Genomic DNA, 16,360 nt, shown 5'->3' on the forward strand with positions numbered 1-16,360 from the left:
GCTCATGTCCACTTCCGCCGATCGCAGCCTCACGCCCGGGACCATCGCCATCATCAAGGCGACCATCCCGGCGCTCGAAGCCCATGGCGTGACGATCACGTCCGAAATGTACCGCCGCCTGCTGGCCGATCCCGCGATTGCGGAGATGTTCGACCCGACGCACCAGTCCACCGGCACGCAGCCACGGGCGCTGGCCATGGCCGTGCTGGCCTACGCGAAAAACATCGACAATCTGGGTGTGATGGGCGGTGCGGTCGAACGAATCGCGCAGAAACATGCCAGCCTCGAAATCCAGCCGGAGCATTATCCGCATGTCGCCACAGCCCTGCTCGGTGCGATTTCGGCTGTTCTGGGGGATGCCGCAACGCCGGAAATCCTTGACGCCTGGGGCAGGGCCTACTGGGCGCTGGCGGATATCCTGATCGGCCGCGAGCATCAGCTTTATGACAGCAGCGCCCATGCCGAAGGCGGCTGGAGTGGCTGGCGTCCGTTCCGCATTGCCCGCGCCGTTCCGGAATGTGCCAATGTCACGTCACTCGAACTGGAACCCGTGGACGGCAAGCCGGTCATCAGCGCCGTTCCGGGGCAGTATCTGGGCGTTGATCTGGATATTCCGGGACATGGGCGGACGCGCCGCAATTACAGCATCACCTCCACCCCGAACCGCAAGGGCTATCGCATCAGCGTGCGCCATGTCCCCAACGGTGCCGTTTCGGGCTGGCTGAACAGCGGAAAATGCGAGGGGACGGACGTCCTGCTGTCGCCGCCTGCCGGCAATTTCGTGTTGCCCGAAAAGGTCGAAGGACCGCTGGCGTTTGTCTGTGCCGGGATCGGCATTACGCCGATGATCGGGATGCTGGAAGCGCTGGCCCAGCCCGGTGTCACAACGCCCGTTCATGTCGTGCAGATCGCCCATTCCGCGGAGACCGCGCCGTTTGCGGAGCGTCTGGCCGAGCTGTCCGGCAGTTCGGCAGGGCGCATCCGGGTGGTCACGCGCCTGACGGAGAAAGACGGGCGCCCGACCGCCGCCTGGGTGGCCGGGCAGTTGTCCAACGGAGTCGAGACCTATCTGTGTGGTCCGACAGGCTTCATGCGTGACATGGTGCACGGCCTGCCGACAGCCGGCGTTCCGGCCGGGCGTCTGCGTTACGAGACGTTCGGACCGGATACCGGGGTAACGGACTGACGCAAAGGGCTGATTAAAGCGCGCCGGCCTTCTGTTCCGCATCCGACAGGATGCGGGCACGGTCGGCGCCACCATTCGTGGCCAGACCCTCGGCCTCGATCACGGTGATGTCCGTGACGCCCATCATGCCGAACACGGCTTTCAGATAGGTCACCTGATGCTCGAAGGCGGCGGCCGGAGAGCCTTCGCCATAAAGACCGCCGCGAGCCACTGCGAGCACGATCTTCTTGCCCTTTGCGAGACCTTCGATTGCGCCGCCGGACGTGTAGCGGAATGTCTGGCCCGCCACCATGATGCGGTCGATCCAGGATTTGAGCTGGCTGGGAATCGACAGGTTGTACATCGGCACGCCGATGACGAGGATATCGGCGGCCTTGAAATCCTTCATGGCCCTGGCACTGGCGACCAGTTCAGGGCGGGCCGACACATCCGGCGTCAGCTCCTTGCCGAGCCAGGACAGGGCCTCGACGTCCAGATGCGGCAGCGGATCGCTGGCGAGATCAAGGGACGTGACCTCAAGGGACGGATCCTTTTTGCGGAACTGCGCGACAGCGGCGGCACTGACCTGACGGCTGGCGGAGCTGTCACCGAGGATGCTGGAATCGATGTGGAGAAGTTTCATTTTGATCTTTCCGGTTCCTGATCGTAACCAGCACCAGATAAGGAACCTTTGAACCCCGCCGCAAGAAGGCACATTCCGGAGCCATAGGCACATGGATGTTCGCGTCAGCGAGACCGCTCTTTCCCCACCCTCGCCAGACTGCACGCAGAACAGCGATGCCTGTGCCGTCATCCGCTCCATTCTGGCGCGCACGACGGACAAGTGGAGCATCCTGATCGTCAAGTCGCTCGGGCGCGGGCCACACCGTTTCAGCGAACTGCGCCGCGCGATCGACGGGATTTCACAGCGGATGCTGACCCTGACCCTGCGCAATCTGGAACGCGATGGCCTCGTGCTGCGGACCGTCACCCCAACGACTCCGCCGCGCGTGGATTATGAGCTGACGACGCTCGGGGAGTCGCTGTGGACGCTGACCGAAGCCTTTGGTCAGTGGGCGCTGTCCAACCGTCCCGAAATCGAGGCGGCCCGCGCCCGTTTCGATGCCCGGCTTGAAGCCGATCTCTGATTTTTCCGTTCTGATGGACCAACCATGACCCAGATTTCCGCTCCCCGTATTGGTATCGCCGGCATTACGGGCCGGCTTGGAACGCTCTGTGCCGAAGAAGCAGGCAACGCCCTTGTCGGCGGCCTGTCCCGCACCGCAAACGCCCAGCGCAACATCACCACCGATCCCGCCGCACTTGCGAAACGCTGCGATGTGGTGATCGATGTCAGCCATGCTTCGACCGTCCCGGCTCATGCGGCAGCTTTCGCACAGGCCGGATGCGCGTGGGTTCTGGGAACCACGGGACTCGATCAGGGCGCGCAGGACGCCGTGAACGCGGCGGCGCAGCATATTCCCGTTCTTCAGGCCGCCAATTTCTCCCCGGCGCTGACGCTGTTTCTGGAACTGGCGCGGCAGCTTGGCGCGGGACTGCCGGATTATGATGCGGAAATCCTAGAGGTTCATCATCGCCAGAAACTGGACGCCCCGTCCGGCACGGCGCTGGCGATTGGCCGGGGTGTGGCGGAAGGACGTGGTGTCAGGCTCGAGGACGTGGCCCGGACCGACCAGAACGGCCGCCGTCCGGAGGGGGCGATCGGATTCGCGTCCCTGCGCGGCGGGCAGATCGTGGGCGAACACGACCTCGTCCTGATGGCGGCGGACGAACAGATCACCCTGTCTCACCGCGCGCTGGACCGGAGGGTCTTCGCCAGAGGCGCGATGCTGGCCGCAAGATGGCTAGCCGGACGCCCCGCCGGCCTCTACACAATGGCCGACGCTTTAAAACGCTAACCAAAAAACAGGGTGCAGGGATCAAGATCCCTGCCGGGCCCGGGCAGAGCCCGGACTCCCCCGATCAACCCCCGGCAATAGGCAGGTTCACACCCGTCATGAAGCTGGAATCATCCCCAAGCAGGAACGCCACCACACCGGGGATCTCGTTGATGTCGCCATAGCGGCGCATCGGAACGCTGCCGATCATCTGCTGGGCCACAACCTTGGGATCGGTGGAGAAATACTGGCTTCCGACCTTTGCCTGAAGCTCGACCTGACGCTCCCACATGAAGCCGGGGCCCATGTAACCGGGGCTGATGGCGTTCACGCGGATGTTGTAGGGAGCGAGATCCAGCGCGGCGGTTTCGGTCAGGGCAATGATGGCGCCCTTGGACGCGCCATAGGCGGCCATGTTCGGCGGTCCCTTCACACCGGCCATGCTGGCGGTATTGACGACGCGACCGTAGTTCTGCGCGATCATCCGGCGCGAAACGGCCTTGAGGACGTGGAAGGCACCGGTGACGTTGATCGTCAGCACACGTGCGAAATCGTCGGACGGATAGTCCTGAACGGGGGCGAAAGCACCCTGATAGCCGGCATTGTTGAACAGGAAGTCGATCTTCCCGAAATCCCGGACCACGGTATCCACGGTCTGGATCACGGCCTCTTCGGATGTGACGTCACAGACATAGGAGCGGGCTTCGACGCCCTTTTCACGGACGGAGACTTCCGCCTTTTCCAGGGCCTCGCGGTTCATGTCCAGAAGGGCTATGGCCGTGCCCTCTTCTGCCAGACGAAGGGCGGTCGCAAGACCGATATTGCCACCCGCGCCGGTGACCAGACAGACTTTACCGTTAAACTTCTTCGACATTTCCGAATGCCTCAAACTCTGTTTTTCCCGGAACCGCACCCGTGACGGACAGCAGGGGTCGCGGGAACACGAACGCAGCATGGACGGTGTCGTTGAAAAATGAAACGGGGGCGCCGACTCTCTTTTTTGTGATCTCACGGCGATTTTCGGGACTGTCCCGCAGAAAACCGCGTTCAGACCCCATGCAGCCCCTTGACCCTTGCGACCAATTCCGCCAAGCCGTCACCTCCCTGAATGCCACAGCCTGTCTGCCAAGACACCCTGTGGCCCTTCTCACCACTCATTCCCTGCGAGGTCCCTGAGTGCGCAATCACGGCGATTTCCTTTTCACGTCCGAGTCCGTTTCCGAAGGCCATCCCGACAAGGTGGCGGACCGCATTTCCGATACCGTTCTGGACGCCTATCTTCAGGCTGATCCGGAAGCGCGTGTTGCCTGTGAGACGCTGGTCACCACCAACCGCGTCATCCTGGCCGGTGAAGTCCGCGGCCCCAAAGAGGTCGAGGACACACTGATCGACCGTGCCCGTGAAGCCATCAAGGACATCGGCTACGATCAGGAAGGTTTCTCCTGGAAGAAGGCCGACATCACCTCTTACCTGCATGCGCAGTCCGCAGACATCGCCCAGGGCGTTGACAGCGGCAGCGACAAGGACGAGGGCGCCGGCGACCAGGGCATCATGTTCGGTTACGCCACGCGCGAGACCGAGCACCTGATGCCTGCGCCGCTGTATTACGCGCAGACGATCCTCGAACGCATCCGCGACTACCGCAAGAACGGTGACGCCCGTGGCGTCGGCCTTCTGCCGGATGCCAAGAGCCAGGTCACGCTGCGTTATGTCGATGGCAAGCCCGTTGGCGTCACGTCCGTCGTGATTTCCACGCAGCATGTCGAGGGCATGAGCCAGAACACGATCCGCGAAACGCTTCGCGACGTGGTCAACGGCATCCTGCCGGAAGGCTGGACCTGCCCGGAAGACGAGTTCTACGTGAACCCGACCGGCAACTTCGTCATCGGTGGACCGGACGGCGACGCCGGCCTGACGGGTCGCAAGATCATCGTCGACACCTATGGTGGCGCAGCCCCGCATGGTGGTGGCGCATTCTCCGGCAAGGACCCCACGAAGGTGGACCGTTCGGCAGCCTATGCCGCACGTTACCTCGCCAAGAACGTCGTGGCCGCCGACCTTGCCGACCGCTGCACGATCCAGCTCAGCTACGCCATCGGCGTGTCCAAGCCGCTCTCGGTCTATGTTGACCTCGACGGCACGGGCAAGGACGTGGACGAAGCCCGTCTGGGTGCGATCCTCAACGACGTTGTGGACCTGTCCCCGCGCGGCATCCGCAAGCATCTGCGCCTGAACCGTCCGATCTATGTTCCGACCTCCGCTTATGGCCATTTCGGTCGTGCGCCGGACCCGGTTCTGGACAACTTCACCTGGGAGCAGACGGATCTGGTCACCACGCTGCGTGGCGCCCTGAACCGCTAAGTCTCAACCGGTAATCTGGCAGAAAACCCCTGGTCGAGTCTCTCAAACCCCAGCCGGAGCGGCTTTATGGCCGCCAGCGCGGCCATCCGCTCCGGGCCCGGCAGCAGCACCTTCTTGAGAAGGCGCTGCCCCGGCTTTCCTTCACTTCACCGGAAAATCCCGCCGCGGGATTCTCCGATGCGGTTTCGCGTGTCTTTCTCGAAATCGGTTTTGGCGGCGGCGAACATGCCATCGGCCAGTCCGAACTGAACCCGGATGTCGGCTATATCGCCTCCGAGGTCTTCGAGAACGGCCTGTGCTCCCTGCTGTCGCGCCTTGTGCCTGAAGGTGAGGAAGACACGGCCACGCCGCCTCCCCATTTCCGCATCTGGGCCGAAGATGCCCGCCTGCTGCTCAAGGACATGCCCGATGCGTGTCTGGACCGGGCGTATCTGATGTTCCCGGACCCGTGGCCCAAGGCCCGGCATGCCAAACGCCGCTTCGTGCATCCGGAAAACATCAAGCAGATGCACCGCGTCCTGAAACCCGGCGCCATCTGGCGCGTCGCCAGTGACCATCCCGTCTACCAGGAATGGGTCACGGAGGTGATGGGCAAACAGGACCTGTTCGATGCGCCGCCCCCGGCCAAGGAACGTCCGGATGGCTGGTCGCCCACACGCTATGAGGCCAAGGCCTTCCGCGAAGGGCGCGTGCCGTTCTACTGGACTTTCACGCGCCGCCCCTGAACTCTCCAATCCCGTTATCACAGCGAGTGTCCTGACATCATGACCCAGATCGAACGCGAAGAAATGGAATTCGATGTCGTGGTGGTCGGTGGCGGTCCCGCCGGTCTGTCCGCCGCGATCCGCCTGAAGCAGCTCGCGCCGGACGCGGGCGTCTGCCTGATCGAGAAAGGTAGCGAGATCGGGGCGCATATCGTCTCGGGCGCGGTGATCGAACCGCGCAGTCTCGACGAGCTTCTGCCGAACTGGCGGGATCTGGGTGCGCCGCTGCGGACGCAGGTTACGGAAGAGCGGATGCTGTTCCTAACCGAAACGCGCTCCTTCGCCGTTCCGTATCTGGACCGCGTGATGCCGCAGATGGCCAATCACGGGAACTATGTCGTCTCGCTCGGCGAAGTCTGCCGCTGGCTCGGCGAGCAGGCCGAAGCCCTTGGCGTGGAAATCTATCCGGGCTTCTCGGGCGCGGAACTGTTCATCGAGGACAACCGCGTTGCCGGCGTCGTCACGGGTGACATGGGCATCGAACGCAACGGCGAGCACGGGCCGAACTTCACGCCCGGCATGATCCTGCGGGCAAAGCAGACCATCCTGACCGAAGGCGCGCGCGGCTCCCTGACCGGCCATGCCATGAAGCGTTTCGGGCTGCGCAAGGGCATTGATCCGCAGACCTATGGCCTCGGCGTCAAGGAAGTCTGGGAAATCCCGGCGGAAAAGCACCGTCCCGGCCTCGTGCAGCATAGTTTCGGCTGGCCGCTTGATGACCATACCTATGGTGGTGCCTGGCTCTATCATTTCGGGGAAAATCTGGTCAGCTTCGGCTTCGTGACCGGCCTCGATTACGCCAACACCTATCTCTCCCCGTTCGAAGAAATGCAGCGCACCAAGCTGCACCCGGCCTTCCTGGAGCACTTCGAAGGCGGCAAGCGCCTGATCTACGGCGCGCGCGCCCTGTCCGAAGGCGGATTCCAGTCCATTCCGCGCCTGACCTTCCCCGGCGGCGTTCTGGCTGGTGACTCGGCGGGCTTCCTTAACGTGCCCAAGATCAAGGGCACACATACGGCCATGAAATCCGGCATGATCGCGGCTGAGGCCGTGGCCGAGGCTCTGGAAAAGGATAGGAAAGAAGCCGCCAGCATGACGGCGCGCGTCCAGCAGTCCTGGCTGTGGTCCGAACTGCGCGACGTCCGCAACATCCGCCCGGCTTTCGCGAAATGGGGCATGAAGCTCGGCGCGATTTATGCGGGCATCGACAGCATGATCCTGCGCGGCCGTGCGCCCTGGACGCTGCATCACCCACATGCCGATAACGAGACGCTGCGTCCCGCTTCGGTGTGCACGAAAATCGATTATCCCAAGCCCGACGGGAAGATCACCTTCGATCGCGTCAGCTCGGTCTTTCTGAGCGGAACAAACCATGAGGAAAACCAGCCGGTTCACCTTAAGCTCCGCAACGAGGCCATCTGGCGCACCGTCAATCATGACGTGTTCGATTCGCCGGAGAGCCGCTACTGCCCGGCTGGTGTGTATGAACAGGAACAGAAGGGCGAAAACGCCTGGCAGCTTCGGATCAACGCCCAGAACTGCGTGCACTGCAAGACCTGCGACATCAAGGACCCGACACAGAATATCGACTGGTGCACGCCCGAAGGTGGCGGCGGTCCGAACTATCCGGTCGGGATGTAATTTTCTTCCCGCAAAAGGGCACGGCCAGAGCGGAATGTGACTTTTCCGGTCAGTCCCGCTACGGTGGCGCCCGTTTTTGTGGCGGCGACAGCAGCGAAAGATGACGATGAAAGTTCTGGTCCCAGTCAAACGGGTGGTCGATTACAACGTCAAGGTACGTGTAGCGGCCGATGGCAGCGGTGTCGAAACGCAGGGCGTGAAAATGTCCATGAATCCGTTCGACGAAATCGCAGTCGAAGAAGCAGTGCGCCTTCGTGAAAAAGGCGCGGCCAAGGAAGTCGTGGCCGTGACCATCGGCGCACAGGCCGCGCAGGACGTGCTGCGTACGGCCATGGCGATGGGCGCGGACCGCGCCATTCTCGTCCGCACGGACGACACGCTTGAGCCGCGCGCCGTGGCCAACGTGCTCAAGGCCATTGCCACGCGCGAGGACGCCGGTCTGATCTGCATGGGCAAGCAGGCGATCGACGACGACATGAACGCTACGGGCCAGATTCTGGCCGCGAAGCTCGGCTGGCCGCAGGGCACGTTCGCCAGCGCTGTGACGGTTGCCGATGGCCGTATCGAAGTTGCCCGCGAGATTGATGGCGGCACGGAAGTCGTGTCCCTCACACTCCCGGCCGTGATCACGGCGGATCTGCGCCTTAACGAACCGCGCTATGCGTCCCTACCGAACATCATGAAGGCCCGCAAGAAGCCGCTTGAGACGATCGAGATCGACAGCCTCGGCGTCGATACGGCCTCGCGCCTGACGGTGGTTTCCGTGGCCGAGCCGTCCGAGCGCAAGGAAGGCGTGAAGGTGAACAGCGCGGCCGAACTGGTCGAGAAGCTCAAGACAGAAGCGAAGGTGATCTGATGACCGCTCTTGTTCTGGTTGAAGTCGAAAACGGCGCGGTCCGTCAGGCTTCCCGTTCGGCTGTTGCCGCGGCCTCCCGCTTCGGTGCCGTCGATGCCATCGTGTTCGGAGACGGCGCGGAAGCCGCTGCCGCCCTGCCGGGTGTGACGCGCGTTCTCAGCGTGCCGGCTCTGGTCAACGATCTGGCCGAGCCCGCCGCCGACCTGCTGGCCGCCCGCGCGAAAGACTACAGCCACATCGTGGCCGCAGCCTCCGCCACCGGTAAGAATATCCTGCCGCGTCTGGCAGGTTTGCTGGACGTGCAGCCCATCCCCGATGTGGTCGAGATCAAGGACGCCGACACCTTCGTGCGCCCGATCTATGCCGGTAACGCCCTGGCAACGGTCCGCTCTTCCGACAGCATCAAGGTGCTGACGATCCGCGGCTCCAATTTCGATCCGATCGCGGCCGAGGGTGGCTCCGCCACGGTTGAGACAATCGAAGCTCCGGCCAGCGAGAAGTCCGTCTTCGTGAAGGTCGAGCTTTCGGCCTCCGACCGTCCGGAACTGGAATCCGCCCGCGTGGTGATTTCCGGCGGCAAGGGCATGAAGGACGCTGCGAACTTCAAGCTGCTCGAACCCATCGCCGACAAGCTGAACGCCGCCATCGGCGCATCGCGTGCGGCCGTGGATTCCGGCTTTGCCCCGAACGAGATGCAGGTCGGCCAGACCGGCAAGATCGTGGCACCGGAACTCTATATCGCCGTGGGTCTGTCCGGTGCGATCCAGCATCTGGCGGGCATGAAGGACAGCCGCGTCATCGTGGCCATCAATACCGATCCGGAAGCCCCGATTTTCAAGGTCGCCGATTATGGGGTCGTGGGCGATCTGTTCGAAGTCCTGCCGGAGCTTGAAAAAGCGCTGTAAGGCATTCTTTTCCTGCAACGGCAAAAAAGGGGCGCCCCATGACGGGACGCCCCTTTTTTCATGACAGGACCTGACAGAGGTTTAACTGGCTCTCCGGCACCCATGAGGCACTCTTCAGGGCACGGAGACACCCATCATGACCCTGCGTAAGTTCGCCCGAGACATCCTGTCCTGCCTGCCCGTTCTACTGGGCTTCCTGACCATTCATACGGCCCTTGCCGCGGCCTACATCGTGCCCTCGGCCTCGATGGAGCCGACACTGATGATCGGGGACCAGATTGGCGTCATTGTGCCCAGCTATGGTCTCAGCACCGCCAACCTGCCTTTCGGTCCTGCCCTGAAGCCGCATGACAGCAGCGGAAGACGCCTCTTCGGACACCTGCCCCATCGCGGAGACGTGGTCGTGTTCCGCGCACCCGCCAACCTGCACCAGACATGGGTCAAACGCGTCATCGGACTGCCGGGCGACACGGTGGCTCTGGTGCATGGCCGGGTCATCCTGAACGGAACGGTGCTTCCATGGAAAGACATGGGACCAACCCGCGAAGAAAGCCGAAAGAACGTCTGGCGTGCGGCAGAACGCTATGAAGAAACCCTGCCGGGCAACAGACACCACGACATTCTTAAAATGGCGCAGGACGGAGACCTGGACAACATCGCCCCCTTCACCGTTCCCGCAAACCACCTGTTCGTCATGGGCGACAATCGGGACAATTCCGCCGACTCGCGGGTCAGCGTAGCGGATGGGGGCGTCGGGCTTCTTCCCGTCTGGAACCTTCAGGGAGAAGCCCGTGCCGTCCTGTGGTCATGGCGGGATATTAGCAGAACGGCGCTCGTTCTCTGATTTTTCGCTCCAGCCCTCTTGCAGGAAAGCGTTAACCCCTGTAGGAGAAGCGCCGTCGGCCGGAGTGTAGCTCAGCCTGGTAGAGCACTGTGTTCGGGACGCAGGGGCCGGAGGTTCGAATCCTCTCACTCCGACCAGCCGATAATTTTTCCAGAAATCGCTGATACAGTTTCTTGGCCTCAGGCCAGCGCATCTCTGCGCCTGAAACGCAGAAAAATGCCCCCTCCCTTTCGGGAGAGGGCAAATTGGCTTCAGGAACGCTTGTCCCAGGCCGAAGAAGTCGGCCACACGCCCTGGGCGTAGACCTGACCATAAGCATGGACTTCCGTCAGGAAGGTGCGCTCACCGTCGAGAACGATCTTCACCGTCGGCGCCAGCGTGCCGCCGATGCGATAGGTCGTCGGGTCCTGCGGATCAGCCGAGCCGGGTTGCGGCAGGGTGTCGATGAAGGACTGCACGTAACCGGCGGGATCAACGAAGTGCGAATAGGTCTCATACGGCGCCGAAGACGGATTTCCAAGCACGAGGCCGGAGCCGTTCAGCGGAGCATACGGGCCGAAAATGCCGTTGCGCGACACGAAGCCATACACGCCATCCGGACCCGTGCTGTTGCCGGTAAAGGTGGAGTGATGGGAGATCGTGAACAGATAGGTCAGACCGTCCTGGAACACGACATGGGGGCGTTCCGTCTGGTCATTGACGCCGAGCGCGGTGACAAGCGCCGGCAGCATTTCCCACTGTGAGAAATCACCCTTGGTGGAGTCGGATTTCAGACGCGCAATACCGATGGCGGCCGCACCATACTGCGCACCGGCCGGAACGGTCGTGGCCGGCGGCACGAGGCCCATCTCGTCGGAGCCAATGGTGAAATCACCACGCATACCCGGAACATTGCCTTCGAACAGGGCGTAGATCTGGTTGTCGTCCGGGTTACGGAAAATGTGCGGATCGCGGAAGTCCCAGTACTGGTCCTCAACGATGTTGGCGTAGTTCACGCCGTCCGCCTGGAACATGTCCGTGCAGACATCGAAGCCCTCGAACCACACGCCGTTGGCATCCGCGAGAATACGGCCCGTCGTGTAGGACGGAACGGACTCGGACGGGGTGTCATTGACGGAGGTGTAGAACAGATCGACCGTGCTGCCGCTGTTCTCGCGCATGACTGCGCAGCCGGACCATTCCCAGCTGCGGGAGTTGGCGCCTTCCTTGATGACACGACCGCCGAACTTCCAGTCCGCGCCATTGCCGGTGCGGCTGTAGTAGTAGCCGATATAGGAATAGTTGTTGCGGCTGTGCCAGCCCTCAACCGTATCGCCCGTTGCAGAGCGGTCGGCCACGAGGGCGAACATGACGTACCAGCCCTTGAAGGTCACGGTCTTGCCGTGGATGTCGCGCAGCAGCCAGGTATCCCACTGCCACACATCGGAATCGATGACCGGGAAAGCATAGTCGATGACCGGCATGGTCGTCGTCGGATCATCGGTATGAATCTTCATTGCGTCAGCGATCGTCCAGCGCGAACTTGCCCGGGTTGCGCTCTGCTTGCTGGAAACAGCGTTCATGATTTTTCCCGTAAATGAAATTTGGAAAGAGTCAGACGATCTCCAGTAACCGGAAGAACATCGGCTACTGGAGATCGAACAGAAGAGACGGTCGAAATCCTGCCCTGAGCCGCAATATTTATGCAGGAAAACGTGTCTTGCTTCTGACGTACGCAACAAAAAAAAAGCCGCTCCCCAAGGGATTGGCCTTTATGGAAATCATTCTGTGAAATTGCGTTCTGAACCGGTTTTTTTTGACTATGTTTTATGGCTCAGTGCCACAGTTATAGGAAAAAGATGCGCGCAATGCAAGCTAAATAAAATCCGCCGGTCTTTCCGGCCCCAGGATCACAAAAAAAACCCACCCGGTAGCGGGTGGGGTTCTGAGAAAAGCTGAGAAGCGGGAAGACTCAGACGCGCTGAAAGCCTGCCATGGCAGAGCGGGACAGGTCTTCGAGAAGATCGATCGCTCCTTTCGAGTCGTTCAGGCACGGCACGAGGGCAAACTCTTCACCTCCCGCTTCCATGAATTCCTCCCGAAGTTCGTTTCCGATCTCATCCAGCGTCTCGAGACAATCCACCATGAAGCCAGGCATGATGACGGCAATCTTCGTGGTTCCCTGGGCCGGCAGGGCTTTGACGAAGGGCGCCGTATAAGGCTGGACCCATTCCAGCGGTCCAAAACGGGACTGGAACGTCAGGGGCATCTGCTCTTCGCTCAGCCCCAGCGCCTGACGCAGAGCCGAAATCGTGCGTTCGCACTCATCGCGATAAGTGTCGCCCTTTTCGATACAGATCTTGGGAAGACCATGAAACGACGCCACGATCTGCTGCGGCTTGAAGCTCAGACCCGCAAGCGTATCCTGCACGGACGTCTCGAGAGCGCGTATGAAAGCAGGACGATCCGGAAAGGACGGAACCGTCAAAACGGCGGGCTGACGGCGAAGACGCATGAGTGCGCGAAAAAGCTGATCGTTCGCCGTTGCGGTCGTTGTCGCGGAATACTGTGGATAGAGGGGGATACTGATAATCCGGTCACAGCCCTGATCCATCAGACTTTCAAGAGCTTTTGTGACGGATGGGCGGCCATAGCGCATGCCCCATTCCACCGGGACACCTTCGGCTTTGAGCCGTTCAGCAAGACCTTCGGCCTGTCTGCGCGTATAAACCCGCAGCGGGGAAGCATTTTCTTCCCTGTGCCAGATCCTCGCGTAATTTGCGCCGCTGGCAAAGGGACGTTTTGTCAGGATGATGCCCTGCAGAATGGGCTGCCAGATCAGGGGGGGACTCTCGATGACGCGACGGTCAGAGAGAAATTCGCTCAGATATCGCCTTACCGAAAAATAGCCTGTGTCATCAGGCGTTCCGAGATTGATAAGGAGAATACCGGTCCGGCCTTCTGGCGGAGGAGCGATACGGGGTGTTTTGTGAAGAAATGCCATAGTGCCCTCTACTGTGGAACCGGGCACCGACTTAGGAAAGAGGGAAAGCGTCCGGAGATACGCGCCCCTTGCGGGACGCTATCGTCGATGCCTTACCTTCGCATAGGAAACATCCGGTTTCCGGGTCCCTTGCAGCAAAGTATAGGCAAACACCGCAACAGCGACGGTCATGGGACCAACATACGGCAGAAGAGTATTCGTCAGAGCCATACTTGCCTCCTTTGAGCCTTTGGAAAAGATTTTCTGGTAGGCTCGATTCAGAGATTGAGCACATCCTCCCCGCGTTTCAACAAAAAAAATCAGAATTCTTCAAAAAACATTCAAAGAAATGAAATATCCAAATTCTTTCAAAGGGTTATAAGAATACGACTCTGCATGATCTTGTCGTCTAAAGGCAACCATCCCATCTCGAAGCTGTTACAGACACACCATCTGATTTTGAAACAAGGTTTTCCAGACATGGCTACACAGGATCCCGTTATTTACGTTGTTGCTGACGGCGAAAAAGCCCGCTTCCTGCGCCTCGAAGGGGCACAGCTGCGCACCATTGCAAGCTTCGACCTGCACAAGGGCTCCAATGCGGAAACGGATGTCGGCTCCATCAAGGCGCCCCGTGAAAATCCGCATGAGCAGCTCAAGGAGCACTTCACACGCGATCTGGCCGCCCACATCAACAAGGCCGCACAGAACAGCGATGTCGAGGGCATCCTGCTTGTCGCTCCTGCTCAGGCTTCGCACGAAATCCGCGAGCATCTCGACAAGCCGACAAGCAAGAAACTTTTCAAGACGCTGGTCAAGGACCTCGTCAACACGCCGGACCATGACCTTCTGAAGCATCTCGACCGCCCCGAAACCGGCTGGCCCGAACTCGCTTCCGTCTGATTCCGCCCAGACCTGCGGGAGGGCTTTCAACAGCCTTCCCGCAACGCAGGGCTGCTTCGATCGTTTTCGATCAGAACAATGGCAGCCCTGAAGACTTCAGATCCGTATGGCAAGCGCCAGATGCAGATCGTCCTGACAACGCTTCAAAAGCGGCTCAATCTCCGGCAGAGCAACCCCGTGCCTGAGCAGAACAGCGCGTTTCGTATTCCCCTGCGCCATTTTCAGGGCTTCACGCGCCTCTTCGGCCGTTCCGCCGGCCAGTTCCATGACCATTCGTTCCGCCCGGGCCTGAAGCTTGTCGTTGCTGATGCGCATATCCACCATGCGACCACGATAGACGTGCCCCAGCCGCGTCATCAGCGCCGTGGAAAACAGGTTCAGCGTGACTTTCTGTGCAGTCCCGGCGGCCATGCGCGTTGACCCGGCCAGAACCTCGGCACCCGTCGGGATGCAGATGCCGAACTCCGCTTCCTGTAGCAGACGCGATTCCGGATTGCCGCTGACACCGATCGTCAGCGCCCCTATTTCCCGTCCGACCTGCACGATGGCGCAGGTATAGGGCGTGTTACCGCTCGCCGCGACGCCGATCACCACGTCATGTTCATTGGGATGGTGCTCCATGAGATCAAGCCGCGCCTGATCTTCCCGGTCTTCCGCTCCCTCGGCGGCCTGGGTCGTCGCCCCGGCCCCGCCAGCCAGCAGTAGAACGAGTTTCTCCGGAGCCAGCCCAAAGGTCGGCGTCAGTTCAACACCGTCCTGCAATCCGATGCGCCCGGACGTCCCCGCCCCCGCATAGACCAGCCGTCCACCAGCCTGAAGCCGGGGAACAGCGGCCTCGACGGCCCGCTCGATGGACGGCAATGCCTCCCCGACACGGTCCAGAGCCGCCTTCTGGGACGTCAGAAGCCGGTCCAACAGAGCATCGAGCGACAGGCGCTCGATATCCTCATTGGCCGCAAGAACCGTTTCCGTGCGCGAGGCCGTCATTCGACCCCGTCTTCATCCGGGATTTCATTGCGGCGGAAAAGCTGCCCGTCCTTCAGAAGTCCCTGCTCGACGATGCTTTCCGCAATCTGGACCGCATTGAGAGCCGCGCCCTTGCGAAGATTGTCGGACACGCACCACAGCGCCAGACCGTTCTCGACCGACGGATCAATCCGCAGACGGGAGACATACGTCGCATCCTCGCCCACACATTCAATCGGGGTGACGTAGCCACCATCCTCGCGCTCATCGCGCAGGATCACGCCCGACGCCTTGCGCAACGCCTCGCGGGCCTTCTTCAGATCAACCGGCTTCTCGCACTCGATGCTGATGGCCTCGGAGTGACCGATAAACACCGGCACGCGCACGCAGGTCGCCAGAACCTTGATGTCCGGGTCCATGATCTTGCGGGTTTCGACGGCCATCTTCCATTCTTCCTTGGTCGCACCGTCGTCCATGAAACGGTCGATATGGGGAATGACGTTGAAGGCAATCTGCTTGGTGAACTGAGCGACCGTCGGCGGATCGTTGACGAAGGTGCCCTTGGTCTGGGCGAACAGCTCGTCCATTCCGTCCTTGCCCGCGCCTGACACGGCCTGATAGGTCGAAACCACGATCCTCTTGATGCGGAACAGGTCATGCAGCGGCTTAAGCGCCACGAGCATCTGCGCGGTCGAGCAGTTCGGATTGGCGATGATGCCCCGGCTGGCCTTGCCAATGGCGGCTGCATTCACTTCCGGCACGATCAGCGGGATTCCCGGCTCCATACGGAAATGGGACGTGTTGTCGATCACGACGCATCCGGCAGCCGCAGCCTTGGGCGCATAAACGGCCGAAATCGCTCCACCCGGGGAGAACAGCGCGATATCCCAGCCCTTGAAATCGAACGTCTCAAGGTTCTGAACCTTCAGGACCGTCTTGTCCCCGAAGGAAATCTCGCGTCCCGCCGAACGCGGGGAGGCCAGCGCCACAACCTCATCGACCGGAAACTCCCGCTCCGCCAGAATTCGCAGCAGTTCACGCCCCACCGCACCCGTGGCGCCAACAACCGCAACCCGATAACCCATGATCTTTTCC

The 16,360-nt window shown here is 61.3% G+C and carries 16 protein-coding genes and 1 tRNA gene; 11 read left to right on the plus strand and 6 right to left on the minus strand.

Annotated elements, in window-relative coordinates:
- Nucleotides 1-4 precede the first annotated feature (4 nt).
- A complete protein-coding gene (locus tag GFJ39_RS02785) occupies nucleotides 5-1,186 on the plus strand; it encodes a globin domain-containing protein (RefSeq protein WP_153429579.1) in 1,182 nt (393 codons plus the stop codon).
- 13 nt (nucleotides 1,187-1,199) lie between these two features.
- Here GFJ39_RS02785 and GFJ39_RS02790 read toward each other — a convergent pair whose 3' ends face one another.
- Nucleotides 1,200-1,808 (minus strand): FMN-dependent NADH-azoreductase, encoded by a 609-nt coding sequence (locus GFJ39_RS02790; protein ID WP_153429581.1) that lies wholly within the window; start codon nucleotides 1,806-1,808, stop codon nucleotides 1,200-1,202.
- Nucleotides 1,809-1,899: 91 nt separating this feature from the next.
- Between GFJ39_RS02790 and GFJ39_RS02795 the strand changes: the two genes are divergently transcribed.
- Both GFJ39_RS02795 and dapB read left to right on the plus strand, forming a co-directional pair.
- Nucleotides 1,900-2,313 (plus strand): winged helix-turn-helix transcriptional regulator, encoded by a 414-nt coding sequence (locus GFJ39_RS02795; RefSeq protein ID WP_153429583.1) that lies wholly within the window; start codon nucleotides 1,900-1,902, stop codon nucleotides 2,311-2,313.
- A 24-nt stretch (nucleotides 2,314-2,337) separates the two neighbouring features.
- Nucleotides 2,338-3,084, plus strand: coding sequence for a 4-hydroxy-tetrahydrodipicolinate reductase (dapB, locus tag GFJ39_RS02800; protein WP_153429584.1), 747 nt, complete (start codon nucleotides 2,338-2,340; stop codon nucleotides 3,082-3,084).
- Between the two features lie 64 nt (nucleotides 3,085-3,148).
- On the opposite strand, the gene GFJ39_RS02805 is transcribed toward dapB, so the two are convergent.
- Nucleotides 3,149-3,937, minus strand: coding sequence for an SDR family NAD(P)-dependent oxidoreductase (locus GFJ39_RS02805; protein ID WP_153429586.1), 789 nt, complete (start codon nucleotides 3,935-3,937; stop codon nucleotides 3,149-3,151).
- 302 nt (nucleotides 3,938-4,239) lie between these two features.
- On the opposite strand from GFJ39_RS02805, the gene metK reads away from it, so the two are divergent.
- From metK to GFJ39_RS02840, 7 genes are all read left to right on the plus strand, one after another.
- Complete coding sequence (metK, locus tag GFJ39_RS02810; RefSeq protein WP_325062801.1) at nucleotides 4,240-5,424, plus strand: methionine adenosyltransferase; 1,185 nt, start codon at nucleotides 4,240-4,242, stop codon at nucleotides 5,422-5,424.
- A gap of 29 nt (nucleotides 5,425-5,453) precedes the next feature.
- Nucleotides 5,454-6,149, plus strand: coding sequence for a tRNA (guanine(46)-N(7))-methyltransferase TrmB (trmB, locus tag GFJ39_RS02815; protein ID WP_153429588.1), 696 nt, complete (start codon nucleotides 5,454-5,456; stop codon nucleotides 6,147-6,149).
- Nucleotides 6,150-6,188: 39 nt separating this feature from the next.
- Nucleotides 6,189-7,829, plus strand: a complete 1,641-nt coding sequence (locus GFJ39_RS02820; RefSeq protein ID WP_153429590.1) for an electron transfer flavoprotein-ubiquinone oxidoreductase — start codon at nucleotides 6,189-6,191, stop codon at nucleotides 7,827-7,829.
- A 106-nt stretch (nucleotides 7,830-7,935) separates the two neighbouring features.
- Entirely contained in the window at nucleotides 7,936-8,685 is a 750-nt protein-coding gene (locus GFJ39_RS02825; RefSeq protein WP_153429592.1) for an electron transfer flavoprotein subunit beta/FixA family protein, read from the plus strand.
- Nucleotides 8,685-9,590, plus strand: coding sequence for an FAD-binding protein (locus GFJ39_RS02830; RefSeq protein WP_153429594.1), 906 nt, complete (start codon nucleotides 8,685-8,687; stop codon nucleotides 9,588-9,590). The genes GFJ39_RS02825 and GFJ39_RS02830 overlap by 1 nt, the downstream gene beginning before the upstream one ends.
- Before the next feature lie 136 nt (nucleotides 9,591-9,726).
- Complete coding sequence (gene lepB, locus GFJ39_RS02835; protein WP_153429596.1) at nucleotides 9,727-10,434, plus strand: signal peptidase I; 708 nt, start codon at nucleotides 9,727-9,729, stop codon at nucleotides 10,432-10,434.
- 60 nt (nucleotides 10,435-10,494) lie between these two features.
- Nucleotides 10,495-10,571: transfer RNA gene (locus GFJ39_RS02840), tRNA-Pro, on the plus strand.
- A 114-nt stretch (nucleotides 10,572-10,685) separates the two neighbouring features.
- Here the strand turns inward: GFJ39_RS02840 and GFJ39_RS02845 are convergent.
- The gene (locus tag GFJ39_RS02845) at nucleotides 10,686-11,996 is read right to left on the minus strand and encodes a glycoside hydrolase family 68 protein (RefSeq protein ID WP_153429598.1); all 1,311 of its coding nucleotides are present in this window, start codon (nucleotides 11,994-11,996) and stop codon (nucleotides 10,686-10,688) included.
- Nucleotides 11,997-12,385: 389 nt separating this feature from the next.
- On the minus strand, nucleotides 12,386-13,417 hold the full coding sequence (hemH, locus tag GFJ39_RS02850) for a ferrochelatase (RefSeq protein WP_153429599.1): 1,032 nt from the start codon (nucleotides 13,415-13,417) through the stop codon (nucleotides 12,386-12,388).
- Between the two features lie 459 nt (nucleotides 13,418-13,876).
- On the opposite strand from hemH, the gene GFJ39_RS02855 reads away from it, so the two are divergent.
- Nucleotides 13,877-14,299, plus strand: a complete 423-nt coding sequence (locus GFJ39_RS02855; RefSeq protein WP_153429601.1) for a host attachment protein — start codon at nucleotides 13,877-13,879, stop codon at nucleotides 14,297-14,299.
- 96 nt (nucleotides 14,300-14,395) lie between these two features.
- On the opposite strand, the gene GFJ39_RS02860 is transcribed toward GFJ39_RS02855, so the two are convergent.
- Entirely contained in the window at nucleotides 14,396-15,286 is an 891-nt protein-coding gene (locus GFJ39_RS02860; RefSeq protein ID WP_153429603.1) for an N-acetylmuramic acid 6-phosphate etherase, read from the minus strand.
- On the minus strand, nucleotides 15,283-16,350 hold the full coding sequence (locus tag GFJ39_RS02865; protein WP_153429605.1) for an aspartate-semialdehyde dehydrogenase: 1,068 nt from the start codon (nucleotides 16,348-16,350) through the stop codon (nucleotides 15,283-15,285). Before GFJ39_RS02865 ends, GFJ39_RS02860 begins: the two co-directional genes overlap by 4 nt.
- Nucleotides 16,351-16,360: the final 10 nt, after the last annotated feature.

The organism is Gluconobacter aidae (assembly GCF_009547075.1).
Taxonomy (GTDB): domain Bacteria; phylum Pseudomonadota; class Alphaproteobacteria; order Acetobacterales; family Acetobacteraceae; genus Gluconobacter; species Gluconobacter aidae.

Coding starts and splice junctions, on each gene's coding strand:
- GFJ39_RS02785 (WP_153429579.1), top strand. CDS start 5: ATGTCCACTTCCGCCGATCGCAGCCTCACGCCCGGGACCATCGCCATC.
- GFJ39_RS02790 (WP_153429581.1), bottom strand. CDS start 1,808: ATGAAACTTCTCCACATCGATTCCAGCATCCTCGGTGACAGCTCCGCC.
- GFJ39_RS02795 (WP_153429583.1), top strand. CDS start 1,900: ATGGATGTTCGCGTCAGCGAGACCGCTCTTTCCCCACCCTCGCCAGAC.
- dapB (WP_153429584.1), top strand. CDS start 2,338: ATGACCCAGATTTCCGCTCCCCGTATTGGTATCGCCGGCATTACGGGC.
- GFJ39_RS02805 (WP_153429586.1), bottom strand. CDS start 3,937: ATGTCGAAGAAGTTTAACGGTAAAGTCTGTCTGGTCACCGGCGCGGGT.
- GFJ39_RS02820 (WP_153429590.1), top strand. CDS start 6,189: ATGACCCAGATCGAACGCGAAGAAATGGAATTCGATGTCGTGGTGGTC.
- GFJ39_RS02825 (WP_153429592.1), top strand. CDS start 7,936: ATGAAAGTTCTGGTCCCAGTCAAACGGGTGGTCGATTACAACGTCAAG.
- GFJ39_RS02830 (WP_153429594.1), top strand. CDS start 8,685: ATGACCGCTCTTGTTCTGGTTGAAGTCGAAAACGGCGCGGTCCGTCAG.
- lepB (WP_153429596.1), top strand. CDS start 9,727: ATGACCCTGCGTAAGTTCGCCCGAGACATCCTGTCCTGCCTGCCCGTT.
- GFJ39_RS02845 (WP_153429598.1), bottom strand. CDS start 11,996: ATGAACGCTGTTTCCAGCAAGCAGAGCGCAACCCGGGCAAGTTCGCGC.
- hemH (WP_153429599.1), bottom strand. CDS start 13,417: ATGGCATTTCTTCACAAAACACCCCGTATCGCTCCTCCGCCAGAAGGC.
- GFJ39_RS02855 (WP_153429601.1), top strand. CDS start 13,877: ATGGCTACACAGGATCCCGTTATTTACGTTGTTGCTGACGGCGAAAAA.
- GFJ39_RS02860 (WP_153429603.1), bottom strand. CDS start 15,286: ATGACGGCCTCGCGCACGGAAACGGTTCTTGCGGCCAATGAGGATATC.
- GFJ39_RS02865 (WP_153429605.1), bottom strand. CDS start 16,350: ATGGGTTATCGGGTTGCGGTTGTTGGCGCCACGGGTGCGGTGGGGCGT.